General features: G+C 59.6%; 11 protein-coding genes. 7 read left to right on the forward strand and 4 right to left on the reverse strand.

Annotated elements, in window-relative coordinates:
• Nucleotides 1–84: 84 nt before the first annotated feature.
• Nucleotides 85–1668: a hypothetical protein gene (locus J7412_RS21975; protein ID WP_247744059.1), complete on the reverse strand. Its 1584-nt coding sequence runs from the start codon at nt 1666–1668 to the stop codon at nt 85–87.
• Nucleotides 1669–1763: 95 nt separating this feature from the next.
• On the opposite strand from J7412_RS21975, the gene lepA reads away from it, so the two are divergent.
• The 5 genes from lepA (at nt 1764) to J7412_RS21535 (ending at nt 8609) form a co-directional block, all read left to right on the forward strand.
• Nucleotides 1764–3566: a translation elongation factor 4 gene (gene lepA / locus J7412_RS21515; protein ID WP_209065955.1), complete on the forward strand. Its 1803-nt coding sequence runs from the start codon at nt 1764–1766 to the stop codon at nt 3564–3566.
• Between the two features lie 674 nt (nt 3567–4240).
• Entirely contained in the window at nt 4241–5086 is an 846-nt protein-coding gene (locus J7412_RS21520) for a hypothetical protein (RefSeq protein WP_209081827.1), read from the forward strand.
• A 1231-nt stretch (nt 5087–6317) separates the two neighbouring features.
• The gene (locus J7412_RS21525) at nt 6318–6587 is read left to right on the forward strand and encodes a phosphopantetheine-binding protein (RefSeq protein ID WP_209065922.1); all 270 of its coding nucleotides are present in this window, start codon (nt 6318–6320) and stop codon (nt 6585–6587) included.
• A gap of 8 nt (nt 6588–6595) precedes the next feature.
• The gene (locus J7412_RS21530; RefSeq protein WP_209081837.1) at nt 6596–7828 is read left to right on the forward strand and encodes a beta-ketoacyl-[acyl-carrier-protein] synthase family protein; all 1233 of its coding nucleotides are present in this window, start codon (nt 6596–6598) and stop codon (nt 7826–7828) included.
• Nucleotides 7829–7838: 10 nt separating this feature from the next.
• Nucleotides 7839–8609, forward strand: a complete 771-nt coding sequence (locus J7412_RS21535) for a MaoC family dehydratase (protein WP_209081840.1) — start codon at nt 7839–7841, stop codon at nt 8607–8609.
• A 132-nt stretch (nt 8610–8741) separates the two neighbouring features.
• Here the strand turns inward: J7412_RS21535 and J7412_RS21540 are convergent, their stop codons facing one another.
• Nucleotides 8742–9131: a DUF3307 domain-containing protein gene (locus tag J7412_RS21540; RefSeq protein ID WP_209081853.1), complete on the reverse strand. Its 390-nt coding sequence runs from the start codon at nt 9129–9131 to the stop codon at nt 8742–8744.
• A 349-nt stretch (nt 9132–9480) separates the two neighbouring features.
• Here J7412_RS21540 and J7412_RS21545 point away from each other — a divergent pair, with 349 nt between their 5' ends.
• Nucleotides 9481–12507, forward strand: coding sequence for a cyclic nucleotide-binding domain-containing protein (locus J7412_RS21545; protein WP_209081856.1), 3027 nt, complete (start codon nt 9481–9483; stop codon nt 12505–12507).
• A gap of 42 nt (nt 12508–12549) precedes the next feature.
• Here J7412_RS21545 and J7412_RS21550 read toward each other — a convergent pair whose 3' ends face one another.
• Nucleotides 12550–13104 carry a hypothetical protein gene (locus J7412_RS21550; protein ID WP_209081857.1) on the reverse strand — a complete coding sequence of 185 codons (555 nt, stop codon included), beginning with the start codon at nt 13102–13104 and terminating at the stop codon, nt 12550–12552.
• A gap of 112 nt (nt 13105–13216) precedes the next feature.
• On the reverse strand, nt 13217–14089 hold the full coding sequence (locus J7412_RS21555; protein ID WP_209081859.1) for a LysR family transcriptional regulator: 873 nt from the start codon (nt 14087–14089) through the stop codon (nt 13217–13219).
• Nucleotides 14090–14184: 95 nt separating this feature from the next.
• On the opposite strand from J7412_RS21555, the gene J7412_RS21560 reads away from it, so the two are divergent.
• Nucleotides 14185–15513 carry an aminotransferase class I/II-fold pyridoxal phosphate-dependent enzyme gene (locus J7412_RS21560; RefSeq protein ID WP_209081861.1) on the forward strand — a complete coding sequence of 443 codons (1329 nt, stop codon included), beginning with the start codon at nt 14185–14187 and terminating at the stop codon, nt 15511–15513.
• Nucleotides 15514–15595 lie beyond the last annotated feature (82 nt).

Raw genomic sequence — 15595 nt, forward strand, 5'->3', positions numbered from 1 at the left:
GCCTGACCCTGGGAGGAAGCGTATGCGCCCTCCCCACGGGAGGGCGCATACGCTTCCTCCCAGGGTCAGGCGCGGCTCTTAAATTTAGATGACACCCAGCACACGTAGACCAATTTCCACAATGCTATCTAAGTGCTTGAGAACGAAATGATGAACCGCAGCGCCACCCGCGCCGACAAATCCGATCAATCTCAGCGTTTTTATTGTATCGCTATCAAAGACTTGAGCGCCCTTCTTCGTCAGTTCTGAAGTCGCCCCCAACTTCACTCGCATTTTGGCAGAGCGCCCGAAAACTCTTGTGCTGGCGTCTGCGCCCGGCAGTCTTGGCGCGCCAGATGGGAGGGGTAGCAATGCGTCGTTGATCAGCTCAGGAATGTCTTCGGCAAAATCCTCTGCCATAGCGCCCTCGCTGATGGCTGATAGAACCGGCGCAGCCTTTTCAAGAGTTTCGCGATCTTCAGCGCTCAGTTCCTGAATGGCGAGCTGCGCCAGCTGTTCGCGATTTGCCGCGACTTCAGGGTGGTTCGCCCGAATGCCGCGAACACCTTCCTCAACCGAGTTGAGGAGGGCGAGATTATCCTCGCTGTCCGGCAGTTCGCCCGTTTCGTACAGTTGTCGGCGAAGGCCCTGCGCCACAGATGTCAGCGTTAGCTCTGCTTGCTGAGGATCATTGCCATATCGCGTCACAACCCGCTGGATTTTCCGTGCTTCGCTTGAAGTTTTGGTGACGCCGTTGTGCCCAGCCATGGCGTCTTCCAAATCGTCAGAAATTTGCGTCAGTAAGGCTGACATCAAAGGCGCATTTTCGACCGGAGTGGGGGTGGCGCGAAATTTGCCTGTGTCAGGATATAGGTCGATGGTTTCGGCAAGAGGAAGTTGATCTGCGAGATAGCGGACTTGGATGCGTTCGATTTCATCAGCAACCGCCTTAGGACCAGCTTCCCAAATGTCATCTGCGATCAACGCAACACGGCGCTGGAGTTCCCAGTTGAGGGGCTTGCCATCGAGAAACCCTTGGTACCATTCGCGCCAAAACGTGAAACTATCGTCATAGAAGAATCCTTTGAATGCAGGTTGGTACTCCATTTCATTTCGCCATTTATCCGAAGTGGTCCAGAGAGGTTCTTCGAATACGGCTCGTCCGGCATTTACGCAGTCTCTTAGTGCTTCACTCGCAAATTCTCGCACGACAATCCGATACGCGTCGTTCTCAAGGGAAATCGGCGACAAAGACGTGAACCCCTGTCTCGTTCTTGCGGCAGTGGCGAAGTCGACCGTTATTTTCTCTATGACTTCCGATTGAGCCGCCGTTGTCTCAGGGCTTAACACCTTAGCGCAAAGATACGCACCTGAGCTGTCTAAAAGAACATCTGAATTTCTGGGTCGCCGTTGACCAGTATTGCGAACGATTGAAGCGGCAAACGGTTTTTGGGCAGTTGCTAAAACAACGCTTTGAATCAGTAGCTTACATACGGGCAACAAGAGGTCGCCACTAAGATCTCTGTCAGAGTTTAGATTTGGGTTTAAGAGACTCCTTAGAGCGCAACGGACCAAGACGATATCCCGCTGCTTTTCGTCAAGTTTAGAAAACTTCGTGTTAAATTCTGTAAAAGCAGGCTCGATGACTCCGTCAATGACCATGCTAGTGGATGTGCTGATCTGGAACAAATTGACCTCTTCTAAGACACGCTCTCTTAAATATCCCGCCCCGCACCCTACAGCGCTGCTTGACCAACACAAGATTCCGCATCATATCCCGCATCATGAGCACCGATCTGTCCAAAATCCGCAATTTCTCCATCGTGGCCCACATCGACCACGGTAAATCCACCCTTGCTGACCGCCTCATTCAGGAGACGGGCACGGTGGAAGACCGCGATATGAAAGAACAGCTGCTGGACAGCATGGACATCGAGCGCGAGCGTGGCATCACCATCAAAGCCAACACCGTGCGCATCGACTATAAGGCGGATGACGGCGAGACCTATGTGCTCAACCTCATCGACACCCCCGGCCACGTCGACTTCGCCTATGAGGTCTCCCGCTCAATGAAAGCGGTCGAAGGCTCGCTCTTGGTGGTGGACAGCACCCAGGGTGTGGAAGCGCAGACGCTCGCCAACGTCTACCAGGCCATTGAGGCCGATCACGAGCTGGTGCCTGTGCTCAACAAGATCGACCTGCCAGCCTCTGATTGTGACCGTGTCGCCGAACAGATCGAAGACGTCATCGGCATCGACGCCACCGGCGCCATTCAGGTCTCTGCCAAAACCGGCGTCGGCATCCACGAGACGCTCGAAGCCATCGTCAAGGACCTGCCCGCGCCAACCGGCAACCTTGATGCGCCGCTCAAAGCCATGCTGGTGGACAGCTGGTATGACGCCTACCTCGGCGTGATCGTGCTGGTGCGCATCATGGACGGTACCCTGAAAAAGGGCCAGCGCGTCAAATTCATGTCAAACGGCACCCTGCATTCGGTGGACCGCGTCGGCGTCTTCCGCCCGGAGATGCAGATGGTCGACAGCCTCGGCCCCGGCGAGATCGGCTTCCTGACCGCCTCGATCAAACAGGTGCGCGACACCCGCGTGGGCGACACAATCACCAATGACCGCCACGGCACCGAAGAGGCCCTGCCGGGCTTTAAGCCTGCGCAGCCGGTGGTCTTCTGTGGCCTCTTCCCGGTGGATTCTGCCGAGTTCGAAGACCTGCGCGACGCCATCGACAAACTGGCGCTGAACGACGCATCCTTCTCCTTCGAAATGGAAACCTCCGCCGCGCTGGGCTTTGGCTTCCGCTGCGGTTTCCTCGGTCTCTTGCACCTCGAAGTGATCCGCGACCGGATCGAGCGCGAGTACAACATCGAGCTCATCACCACCGCGCCTTCCGTGATCTATCACGTCTATATGAAAGACGGCGAGAAGATCGAGCTGCACAACCCCGCCGACATGCCCGACATGTCCAAGGTCGACCACCTTGAGGAGCCGCGCATCAAGGCCACCATCCTTGTGCCCGATGAATACCTCGGCGACGTGCTCAAGCTCTGCCAGGACCGCCGCGGCATCCAGCTCGATCTCACCTACGCCGGCTCCCGCGCCATGTGCGTCTATGACCTGCCGCTCAACGAGGTGGTGTTTGACTTCTATGACCGTCTGAAATCGGTGACCAAAGGCTATGCGTCTTTTGACTACCAGATGGAGGACTACCGCGAAGACAACCTCGTGAAGATGTCCGTGCTGGTGAACGACGAGCCGGTGGACGCGCTCTCCATGATGGTGCACCGCGACCGGGCAGAGATGCGCGGACGGGCGATGTGTGAAAAACTCAAAACCCTGATCCCGCGCCACATGTTCAAGATCCCGATCCAAGCGGCCATCGGCGGCAAAGTCATCGCCCGTGAGACTTTGAGCGCGCTGCGCAAAGACGTGACGGCCAAGTGTTACGGCGGTGACGCCACCCGGAAGCGTAAGCTTCTGGACAAGCAGAAAGCCGGTAAGAAAAAGATGCGTCAGTTTGGTAAAGTGGATATCCCGCAAGAGGCGTTCATCTCAGCTTTGAAGATGGACGACTAGTCCATCTTCAAGCAGTGCGCGAAAGCGAACGGCGCAGCCTTCGCGTGCGCACCCCGGAACTTAAGGCACACAGCGCCAACCCCAATTCCCCAAGGCCGCTCAACCGAGCGGTCTTTCTTATTCCCGGCATTGGGCAAAAACACACGTTTCTCCTATTTGGGGGTACTGACCTGTTTGAGCCTTTATGTTGAGAGCGCTCCATGGCCGAGCTGACAAATCTGCAACGATTGTAACGGGTCACATAGACCGGCCCCCGACCCTGGGTGGGGGGGAAGCCCCCTCCCGTCAAACCAAAGGTTTGCCTCCGGCAAAACGGGGAGGGTCGAGGGCTGGTCGGCTTCGCCGCCTGTGCGTTGGCGGAGACCGTGCGTTTCAGATTTTAAGGACGACGCTTTAGAGGCGCCGCATGTTCCCTCCGCCCGATTGCGCACACCACCGCTAGGATCGCGCACGACCCCGAGGGCGGCCCTCCGTTTGGCGCTGACCTGTCCGCAAGCTCCGCGCGTCCCGTCTGGTGCGACGTCGCAAAATCGCACCCGCCCTGGGGGGCGGGGTCGGGTGCGATCCGGATCGGAGATCCGGGTTAAAACACTGTTGCAGGGGAAAAAACAATTGAAACTGGTAGCGTTGTGCGAAAAGATTCTCTTTGATTGAATAACTAAAGAATTTAACCAATGGCCAAGGCGATTTCAAAAGAGCATTTCGAAAGCCCAAAAGCGGTTTTGACACTAACGTTGGACAACAGCCAGCCTATTGAATTAGGTGCATTTGTGTCCGCCTTCACGTCGCTGGCAGTGGACTATCGGAAGTCACTTGAAAACAAAGGCATCGACGCGGACGCAGAAATCTACATTACAGAAGTTAGGTCTGGCTCAATAGTTGCAGACTTAATGCCTGTTGTTGCTACGGCATTTCCCGCCGTTGTTAGTAGCGTTGAGCAAATTGGGCAGGCTATTGACTTCGTAAACCGTTGGGCCGACCGACTAAACTCTTTGAAACAAGGACTGGTTCCTGAAGGTCTGACCAAGTCTGAGCTTAAAACGTTTACCGATGCAGTGCAGGCAGTTGCGAATGACCCAAATGGTAACCAAATTCTAGAGGCGGCAACGTTTGAGGACGGAAAGCGGGAAGTTAAGGCTACATTCAAGTTTTCCTCTCGAGACGCTTTGAACATCACCAAGACAATAGATGCTGAGTGCAAGCGCCTAGAGGAACATTCCAACCGAGATCATAAAAGAGTTTTGATGTACTTTACGCGGTCCGACATTGGTGACGCACCGGTAGAAAAGCGCAGTGGAGAAAGGGCAGTGATTTCGTCAATCACCGAAAAAGCCCTTCCTATAATGTACGCGTCAACACTTGCGGAACATAAAATAAAACACGAAATCCGTGAAGCTGACGAGAACATTTTCAAGAAAGGTTTTAGCGTTGACGTCTCAGTGGAATACCGAGGTGACAGGCCAATTGTGTACAAGATTTTGGCTGTTCATCAAGTGTTGGAATTGCCTGAGGAAGATTGACATAAGCTTTTTTGAGTATTCATAGCACCGATCGGTATATGATAAAGGTGCCAATACCCGACCCAGCCAGCGCCCATGGGCTCCGCCCGTTCAGGCCTGAATTGATCCACTGGATCAATTCCGAAACGGCCTTCACTCCCCAGGGGAGGGCGCTTCCAGCACCCACCCAGGGTCAGGCGCTCCCCTCCGTTGTACTCCGCAACAGCCGCGCCCCCAGCCATCGCGACATCCGCAACGCTCCCAGCCATCCACACCCCAATTCAGCCCCTACGGCACGTAGAAATAATTCCATCCTCCCCCAACAGCCCCGCTTCGCTCACCTTTCCAATTCCATCCCCAACCTATCCACAGGAAACCCACAGGCTTGCCCCGCGTCTTACCCCCAGCGCGGGCCTCTCAAACACCCGTTTTTCCTTGCCAAACCGCCCCCTCAGGGCGCAGAATCTTTCTCAACGCAAGGGGTCGCAACGACCCGGCGCGGGACGCTGAGGTCTTCCGGGACCCGGTAGGGGAAGGGGCCGAGACATCGGCGTTTCAACTGCCACCACTCGGCCCGGATCGCCTGCCACACTGGCTGAGACTCTTTGCGCATGGCGCCTCTCACGACCCCAAGGGGATCACGGAGCGGAGCACAGTGACGAGGGACGCAGGCAGGACGGCGGCAAACGCCTGAGCGTAGGCTGGCAGTGGGGTGCTTTTCGTCAGAAAAGTACGGCCTCTGTTGGTAGGGGGGAGCGGATCTCTGCTTTGGGCCTCGGCCCGCTTGGCGATATCCGTATCCCGCAGCACCGATCATGTGCCATGGGGCTCAGCGTCTTGAGCCGTTTCGGCGAACCCCTTCTGGGGCCATGGCTTGGTTGGCGCGCACCGAATGGCGGTGCTGGGATCTGGAGTGCTCTTTTTCGGGCGGCCTTCTGTCTCATCAGCGCGCGTTCAAGGAAGGCGTCAGAGACGCGAGGGGCGGGGCGTTGTGTCCATTTCCCTCCTGTGTCTGGCGCCTTTTTCTTGGCTGCACCGCGCTGCGCCGCGTCACCAAAACGCGCCGGTATGTTCTCTCCGCTCTGCCTCTCCCATAAGCAAGCGCGCCCCACGCGATACAGACAGCGGATTTGCGCCCTTTTGCGGCGATCTTCGGCTGGATGTTTTGCGGAAGGGCACCTAAAGTCTCGCCCAAGGCCCTGCGTTAAGTGGGGGGAATTGACCAAAAGACTTTACGACTGGAAGGACGCCGATGAGCACCGATCGCGAGACGCTGACGCGGGAACTACTGGAGATGGTGGCTGAAGAGGGCATGGTGGATGCCTCCGAAATCACACCGGAGCGCCCGCTGGAAGAGCTGGACATCCAGTCCGCGGATTTTGTGATGATCCTCATGGCGATCGAAGAGAAATACGGCGCTTATGTCTCGGTCGACAATGAGTTGACCGATGTTGTGACCGTGCAGGATCTGCTGGATCTGGCGATCTCCAAAATCGAAGCGCACCAAGCTGAGGAGGCGTGAGCCACCCCATGGCGCGACCTGCTTCTAACCGAGTTGTCGTCACCGGCCTCGGCGCCGTTTCCGCATGTGGCATCGGTGCGGACGCGCTGATTGAGGCCACGCAATCCGGCATCTCCGGTGTCAAACCGATCAGCTTTGAGGCGCTCGACATTCAGCGTGTCAAAACCGCGGGCAAGATTGCGGAGGGTGATCTGGCCGAAATCCTCGGCGAAAAGCCCCACCGCATGCGCGAGCCGGTTGCTGAATATGCGCTGGCCGCCGCGCGCGAGGCGGTGGCGCAGGCCGGGCTGACAGAGGCGCATTTCGGGGAGAATTGCGGCGTCTCCATCGGCTCAGGCTTTGGCGGTGCGCAAACCTTGGACCGCAACTACCTGAAATTTGGCGCCGAAGGCTCCATGCGGCTTGATCCCATGGCCGTGCCCAAGATCATGAACAACGCCGCCGCAAGCTGGGTGTCGATGGAGTTTGGCGCAACCGGCCCGGCGCTCTGTCTGGCCACCGCCTGTTCCTCGGCCAGCCAGTCCATCGGCATGGGCATGCAGATGATTGCCTCCGGCCAAGTGGAGCGCTGTCTTGTGGGCGGCTCTGAGGCCTGTCTTGAGGCCGGTGTCTTCCGCGTCTGGGAGCTTTTGCGGGTGATGACCGCAGATCTCAACCGTCCCTTCAGCAAAGACCGCAACGGCATGATCCTGGGCGAAGGCGCGGGCGTTCTGGTGCTGGAAAGCCTTGAGGCCGCAGAGGCGCGCGGCGCAGATATCCTTTGTGAGCTCAGCGGTTTTGGCACCAATTCTGATGCCGGTGACCTGTTGCGCCCCAATCCAGAGCGCGCCTCGGCCTGCATGCGCATGGCGCTGCGTCAGGCGGGGCTGGATGCGCGCGACATCGGCTATGTGAACGCCCATGGCACCGGCACGGTGGCCAATGACGTGAACGAGGTCTCTGCCCTGCGCGCGGTGTTTGGCGACACGCTTGAGGGTATTGAGATCTCCTCGACCAAACCGGTACACGGCCACGCGCTTGGTGCGGCCGGTGCGTTGGAGTTGATCGTCGCCATCGGCGCGCTTTTGCGCCAATCGGCCCCGCCGACGCTGAACTTCACCGAGGTCGATCCCAAGATCGGGCTGGAGCCGGTGCCCAACGCGGCCAAAACAACACCGCTGAAGGCGGTTATGTCCAACTCGCTGGCCTTTGGCGGCATCAACGCAACGCTGATTGCCGAGGCCTTTGCCGCCGATGTCTAAGGACACAGCGGTGACAACCCTGACGCTGGAGCGCGGTGTGGACGCCACGCAGGAGGCGGCGCTGGCTGCGCTTCTGGCGGAACTCGCAGGCGCGCCCCAGCCACTGGCCGCCCCGATCACCGGCAAGGTGCTGTTGCTCGGCGATCCGGCGTTATGGGGGGTGAAAGCCGCCCTGCGCGCGCCCACCGGCACCTATGCGGTGCAGGAAAGTCAGAGCTTTCTGGGGTGTCAGACCGCCCGCGTTGAGGCCGGTCACAAGATTGTCGTGCATCAGGAGCGCAGTGAGGCCGCCGCGAGCTTCCGCTTTGGCCTCAATGACAGCGGCGCGCAGATGGAAACCCGGGTGAAGTTTCTCACAGCACCCCAGATCCGCGAAATGCGTCCGCCAAGCTTTGCTGAACGCATGGCCCCGCCACAGGCAGAGACAACATCTCTGGCCCCTTTGAGCCCGCAGGCGGTGTCGCGCTATCTGGCGCTGGCCCATGACGACAACCCGATCCACACCGATGATGTGATGGCCAAAGTGGCCGGATTTGACGGCGCCATTGTGCCGGGCATGTTGTTCTGCGCCATGGCCGAAGCGCTCTGTCTGCGTGCGGCAACTGGCCTGAGCGTATCTGATGTGCGCGCGCGTTTCCTTTCGGCCGCCCGTGTGGGCGCATCGGTGCGCTGCATCCTGTCGCCCTTTGCCGGGGCCGCGACACAAAAGGCGCGGGTGTTTGTGGTGGGGGAGGCCGATCAGATGCACGCCATCATCGACGTGTTTGCCGCCAAAGCCTGATCCTTACGCGCATTTTTACGCTCTGCGCATTCGAACAGCGATTTCTGAAAAAAAGCGCGTCGCACTCAGGTGGTCCGATACGGGTGCTCCGACTCAAGGAGCAGTATTAGGGGCAGTCTCAGCCGGTCAAACTCAGATGGTGAGGCAGGCGAAATAGGCCCAGGTCATCACCAGATAGGTCAGCTGGTGCAGCGCCTGATCAAACCCCATGGCATACCAATACATCGGTTGCTCAGGCGTCAGCCCGCGATCCACAGAGAATCGCGCCTTGCCCCAATCAATGTGAAAATGGACGATGAACTCGGCCAGAACCATCCAGAAAATCACCATCGGGCTGGAGCCAAACAGAGCCAGCACCACAACCGAGAAAACAGCGTGAATGCCCGCGTGCTGCGCCCGGCCCATATGCCAGTAACGCTCGCGCCCCATGATCATCTTGGCGTTCTGCAAAAAGAAGTCCGCCACCAGATGTTTTATCTGAAACGCAGCGACCAGCAAAAGTATGGTCGTGATATGGTCCATAGACCTAAGCCCCATGATGTATTTGACTTTCTGAGACTAGACTCAGAATTCAGCTACCGCAAACCCATGTTTTGTGCCTATATCATTTCCCGACCAAAGTGGTCCGCCAAAAACGTGGATCTCAGCCTTTGGCGGCGCATTGCGTGACCTGTTGAGGTTTCTTGCGCGCTGCCTTGTCTGATGCTTCAAGTTAAAGGCAGATGCATTAAGAAACCGTTTGAACACAGGGTGGATGCATTGATAGCATCTGCTGAAAGTCCGGGTTTCGGCCCGTTGCCTAAGACCGGGAGTTGAGGTCATAGAACGCTCGCTATTTTCGTTCATCTGGAAATTCTCAAAGCGCGACCAGATGGTGCTTCTGGCGCTGACGGCCTGTTTGTTTCCTCTGCAGTTCCTGACGCTGGAGCTGCCCAAGCGGATTATCAACGACGCGATTGACGCGGACCAGGATTTCATCGACGTGCTCGATTTTGAGATGACACAGGAAAATTTCCTGATCATGCTCAGCCTCCTGTTCCTGCTCTCGGTGCTGTTTCACGGCCTGATGAAAATGCGCATCAACACCATGAAAGGTGTGCTCTCTGAGCGCATGCTGCGCCGCTACCGCTTCACGCTGATCTCGCGCATCACGCGCTTTCCGCAGCCTTATCTGCGGCGCACCTCGCAGGGCGAGCTGGTGTCGATGATCACCGCAGAATCCGAGCCGCTGGGCGGCATGATGGGCGATGCCATCAGCCTGCCGGTGATGCAGGCGGGGCAGATGATCACCATTCTGACCTTCCTGTTTTTGCAAAACATCTGGTTCGGCTTTGCCGCGATTGCGCTTATCCCCGTGCAGGCCTGGCTCATTCCCAAGCTGCAGCGCCAGATCAACCTGCTGAACAAGGACCGTATCCAACAGGTGCGCAAGCTCGCGGCAGAGATCGGCGAAACGGCGGCGGGGGCGCCCGAGCTGCGCGTGAACGGTGGCTGGCGCTTCCGCATGGCGCAGACCACACGCCGTCTGGGCACGCTCTTCCTGATCCGCCTGTCGATCTACAAGAAGAAATTCTTCATGAAGTTCCTCAACAACTTCATCACCCAGCTGACGCCGTTTTTCTTCTACCTGGTTGGCGGCCTTCTGGTGATCCGGGGGCAGGTGACCCTTGGGGCGCTTGTGGCTGCCTTGGCCGCCTACAAAGACCTGTCCTCTCCTTGGAAAGAGCTGCTGAACTACTACAACCGCGTGGCCGATCTGTCGCTGCGCTGGCATCTGATCGGTGACCGTTTTGACCCAAGCGGCATGGTCGATGAAGCGCTGATTGAGGGCGAGCCTGAAGAGATCCCACGCCTGTCCGGCGCGATTGCGCTGGATAAGGTCTATGTGCGCGACCACGATGGCGACACCGTGCTGGAAAACATCACCGCAACCGTGCCGCAGGGCACGGTGATGGGCATTCGCTCACAAGACGCCGAAGAACGCCGCGCGCTGGCAGAGCTCTTCACCCGGGAAATCCTGCCGATGAGCGGCAGCCTCTCCATTGGCGGGCAAAAGCTCAGCGATCTGCACCAGCGTGTGATCGCCTCCCGCATCGGCTATGCCGATCCGTCGCCCTATGTGTTTGAAGGCACCTTTGGCGACAACGTGATGATGCCGCTCAAACGCGCCCCGCTTTCAGAGCGTCCCGATCCGCAGGGCGAAGGCGAAGACCGCAAGCGCGCCTATGAAAGTCGCCGCACCGGCAACAGCACGGACCGCCTCTTTGCCGATTGGGTGGACCCAAATCTGGCCGATCTGGCGGATGAGGATGCGGTACACGGCTTCTGGGTCCAGCTGATGGACGCAACAGGCGCGGGCAACGCGCTGTTCCGGCGCGGTCTGGATCAGATCTTCAACGAAGAAGATCACGCGGAACTGGCGCAGACGCTGGTCAGCCTGCGTCCCAAAATTCAGGAGGCGCTGGCCAAGGCCGGGCTTGAGAAAGCCTACTACCGCTTTGATCCGGACGCCTATAACCCCGCCATGCCTGTCGCGGCGAACCTGTTCTTTGCCACACCTCTGCGCGAAATTCAGGAGCCCGACCCCGAAGAGGTCATGGGCTTCCTTGATCTGCTGCACGAGCTGGGCATCGAGGAGGGCATCCTGCGCATGTCGCAGGAAGTGATCGAGATGCTGAACCAGACCTTTGGTGTGGACGGTACGGATCACCCGCTGTTCCAGCAGCTTGGCCTCAACGCCGAGGTCTTCACCCGCAATGTGGAGCTGGTCGGCAAAAGCCGCGAGGTGGGGCTTTCTGAAATGGCGCGCGAGGAATTGGGCCAGATGCTCAACCTGCCGTTCTCCGTGTCAGCGGAGCGCATTGGTCCGGGCTTTGGCGACGAGCTGAAACAGACCATTCTGGAGCTGCGCCACAATGAGGCGGAGAAGCTGGCGGAATGGATGACCGCCTTCCTCGCGCCCCTGGATGAAACCCGCTACGCGCCGGGCCTGACGGTTCTGGAGAATGCGATCTACGGCAAGCTGTCGGCCTCCGCCGGTGGCCGCGGCGAGCAGCTGCGCGATATCGTGTCCCAGATCCTCAGCGATGCGGGCGTGAAAGACGAGGTGGCCGAGCTGCTCTTTGCGGTGCCAACCGGCATCGGCGGCACCAATCTGCCCGGCGCCTTTGCCGAGCCGCTGGCGATCAGCCGCGCCGCGATCAAAAAGCCCGACCTGCTGATCCTCAACCGCTGTCTGGCGTCTTATGAGGAAGGGCAGGCGGCCAAGATCATCGAAAGCCTGCGCAGCCTGCTGCCCACCACCACCATGGTGTTTCTGGAAGAAGAGTTTGAGGATCAGGACAGCTTTGACATGCTGCTGGAGCTGGAGCACGGCCGCCTGAAAGACGGCGAGGCGGTGGACATCGAGGACACCGAAAACGCCGCCAGCGCCGACCTGCGCCGCAAGATGCGCGCGCTCACCTCTGCCGACATGTTTGCCGGCCTCTCTCGCCGCCAGATGCGCCTTCTGGCCTTTGGTGCGCAGTGGCATCAGGAAAAGGCGGGCGATTATGTCTTCCATCAGGGTGACGATCCGGCAGACGGCGCTTACCTGATCTTGGAAGGCACGGCGGGGCTTGGCTTCCACACACCGGACGGGGAGGCCCATGAGGTCGCCGAGGCCGGTGCGGGCACGCTGGTGGGCGAACTGGCGCTGTTGCGCAAAGAAAAGCGCGCGCTGGATATGTACGCCAAGACCGACATGGAAATGCTGCGCCTCGGGGAAACCGAGTTTATGGCCGTGGTCGAAAACGACGCCTCAACCGCCTTCCGCATCCTGCAGACCGTGTCCGGCTATGTCGGCGCGCTGAGCCGCCGTCAGGAACAGTCTGAGACGCAGGATCAGGACGAGAGCTAAAAAGTAACGGTCGCAGGCCCGCGCCTGTGACCGGCCCCGCACTCAGGCGCGGGCATGGGACACCACCCGCACCTGCTTTGCCTCGCTGTCCCACCAAAGCCGCCAGCTGCCCTGCGCGCCGGATTTGTTTTTGACCAGATCCCATTGGTGCATCACCGCGATATGGGGATCAAACACCGGCCTGCACCGCCACCGGGTCTCCGCCGCATTGCTGCCCATTCCTTCCGAGATCAGCGCCAGCCCCGTGCTTTTGCCCTCCCGCGCGGCCAGCTGCAGCCGCCGCCCCTGCGTTAGGGTCACCTCCTTGCTGAGCTCCACCACCACCAGCGCAACCGCGCCGGAGCGCAGCGCATCCTCCGCCACGCCAAGGGCCTGCGCATGATCCTTGGTCTTGCAGAGATACAGCTCCGCCGGATCAATAAACGCCTTAAACCCGTTGGGATCGAGCCGGTCCCGCCGCCAGCGGTCCCGCACCCAGATGATGGTCCCGCGACAGTGATGACCCAACACAAAGGCAAACACCGGCCCGCCAGGGCCGAAGGCTTCATGCATTCGGCCTTTGGCCAGAGGGGGAGGGGGCGGCAAAGAATCTGTCATGCCGCCAATATAAGAGGACGCGAACAAAAATAGAACATTTGAGGTGGCGAGAAATGTAATGGCCTGGCCGAAATCCGCCCCACAGTCCGCCCCAGAGCGAGATCGGAAGCCCTTAGCCCGACAACACAGCCACAATCTCCGCCGTTTCCACCCGCCGCCGCGCAGGATGCGGCTGCGCGATCAGCAGCGACCGAGCGGTGGGGCAGGGCGTTTCCTCAACCGCCACCAACGCGCCGGATGCCAAAGCCTCCTCGATCAGACAGAGATGCCCCATCAGCACACCGGCCCCCGCCTTCGCCTCTTCCATCGCCAGACTGTAGAGGGAAAACCGCGGCCCGCCTTTGTTTTGGGAAACCCCGGCTCCGCTATGCGCAGCCCAAAGCGCCCAATCCTCCTCCCATGTCTGGTCATGCAGACGGGTCACCGCAGTCAGATCCTCTTTGGCCTCAGGCAACAGCGTCGGCGCACAGACCGGCAGGATCGCATCGGCGCAAACCGCAACCTGATCTGCCGCCCCATCGGGCACCCCGAAAAAGATCGACAGATCAAACATCTCCCGCGCAAGGCTTGGCGGAGTCTCCATGGCTGTGACCGAAAAGGTGATTGCCGGAAACTGCGCCCGCACCTGCCGCAACCGCTTGGGCAGCCACAGCTGCGCGACCGCTGGCAATGCGGCGATATGAAAATCGGGATTGGGCGTGAGATTGCGCAGCGCCCGCGCCGCATCGGCAAGCTGGTCAAAGGCGGCGGTGAAATCCGCCACCAGCGCTTGCCCCTCTGCCGTCAGCGCCACGCCTTGGGCATTGCGCTGAAACAACGGCGTGCCCGCCCAGCCTTCCAATGTCTTGATGTGCTGTGAAATCGCCCCGGGCGTCACATTCAGCTCTTCCGCCGCAGCCACAAAACTCACATGCCGCGCCGCCGCCTCAAAGGCGCGCATGGCATTTAACGGAGGGCCTTTGGGCCGTTTGGGCGCAACACTCATCTTCTAGCCTTAGTTTTTCTACGCCAAGAAATATCAATTCTGTTTTGCGAAGTCACCTGCGCACGGCCAGACTGCCCAAAACAGGAGAGCGATCGATGACCCTCGCACAAAGAGACTGGGTGCCCGCCACCAGCGAAACCTTGGTACAGCGCATTGCTGGGCAGACCACGGCAGCCACGTCTGAAGCGCTTCTGGCGCGCATCGAACAACTGGCCGAGCAAAATCGCCAGATCCATGAGCAGGAGTGTTTCAATCTCAACCCCGCCACCAATGTGATGAACCCCAAGGCCGAGGCGCTTCTGTCCTCCGGCATCGGCTCGCGCCCTTCGCTTGGCTATCCGGGGGACAAATATGAAATGGGGCTGGAAGCGATTGAGGAAATCGAGGTCATTGCCGCCACCCTCTGCGCCGAGGTGTTTGATGCGCGCTTTGCCGAGGTGCGGGTGGCGTCAGGGGCCATGGCCAATCTCTATGGCTTCATGGCGATCTGCCAACCCGGCGACACCATCATTGCGCCGCCTGCTTCCATCGGCGGCCATGTGACCCACCATATGGCAGGCTGCGCCGGGCTGTTTGGTCTGCGCATCATAGAGGCCCCGGTCAATGCCGATGGTTATACCGTCGATCTGGATGGGGTGCGCGCGCTGGCCTTGGCCGAGCAGCCCCGGCTGATCACCCTCGGGGGCAGCCTCAACCTCTTTGAGCATCCCGTGGCCGAGATGCGCAGTATCGCAGATGAGGTAGGGGCCAAGCTGCTGTTTGACGCGGCCCATCAATGCGGCATCATCGCAGGGCGGGCGTGGTCCAATCCGCTGAAGGCCGGCGCGCATCTCATGACCATGAGCACCTACAAAAGCCTTGGCGGCCCGGCCGGTGGTCTGATCGTGAGCGATGATGCCGAGATCGCCCAGCGTTTGGATGCCATCGCCTTTCCTGGCATGACCGCCAATTTTGACGCCGCCAAAACCGCCGCGCTGGCGGTGACCATGCTGGATTGGAAAGACTGCGGTGCCGCCTATGCCGCAGAGATGATCGCCATGGCGCAGGCTCTGGCAGGCGAGCTGGCAGGGCAGGGGCTGCCTGTGTTCTCAGGTCCGGCGGACGATGGCCCGGTTAAGTTCACCCACTCTCACCAATTCGCCATAGAGGCCGCAGCCTTTGGCGGAGGTCAGGCCGCCTCCAAACAACTGCGCAAGGCGGGGTTCCTCGCCTGCGGTATCGGTCTGCCGATTGCCGAGGTTGCGAGAGACATGAACGGCCTGCGCATCGGCACCCCCGAGCTTGTGCGCTGGGGCATGACCGCCCCCGACGCCCCCCGCCTCGCCAGCCTGATAGCGCAGGGCCTTCAGGGAGCTCCGATAGCCGCCGAAGTAGCAGACTGGCGCCGCAGCTTTGACACCGTGCATTTTGTCACCGGCGGGTAGGGGGGGGCGCTTGCAGGGGGGGCTCAAAGAGGGAGGGAGCGAAGAGCGTCTCTCCTCTGACAGACCTGAGGGTGCGCTACAC

The organism is Shimia sp. R9_3 (genome assembly GCF_017743755.1).
Taxonomy (GTDB): Bacteria; Pseudomonadota; Alphaproteobacteria; order Rhodobacterales; family Rhodobacteraceae; genus Shimia.

Bases quoted from the DNA above. Each gene is read 5' to 3' on its own strand.
- lepA (WP_209065955.1), top strand. From the start codon at position 1,764: ATGAGCACCGATCTGTCCAAAATCCGCAATTTCTCCATCGTGGCCCAC.
- J7412_RS21520 (WP_209081827.1), top strand. From the start codon at position 4,241: ATGGCCAAGGCGATTTCAAAAGAGCATTTCGAAAGCCCAAAAGCGGTT.
- J7412_RS21525 (WP_209065922.1), top strand. From the start codon at position 6,318: ATGAGCACCGATCGCGAGACGCTGACGCGGGAACTACTGGAGATGGTG.
- J7412_RS21530 (WP_209081837.1), top strand. From the start codon at position 6,596: ATGGCGCGACCTGCTTCTAACCGAGTTGTCGTCACCGGCCTCGGCGCC.
- J7412_RS21540 (WP_209081853.1), bottom strand. From the start codon at position 9,131: ATGGACCATATCACGACCATACTTTTGCTGGTCGCTGCGTTTCAGATA.
- J7412_RS21545 (WP_209081856.1), top strand. From the start codon at position 9,481: ATGGTGCTTCTGGCGCTGACGGCCTGTTTGTTTCCTCTGCAGTTCCTG.
- J7412_RS21550 (WP_209081857.1), bottom strand. From the start codon at position 13,104: ATGACAGATTCTTTGCCGCCCCCTCCCCCTCTGGCCAAAGGCCGAATG.
- J7412_RS21555 (WP_209081859.1), bottom strand. From the start codon at position 14,089: ATGAGTGTTGCGCCCAAACGGCCCAAAGGCCCTCCGTTAAATGCCATG.
- J7412_RS21560 (WP_209081861.1), top strand. From the start codon at position 14,185: ATGACCCTCGCACAAAGAGACTGGGTGCCCGCCACCAGCGAAACCTTG.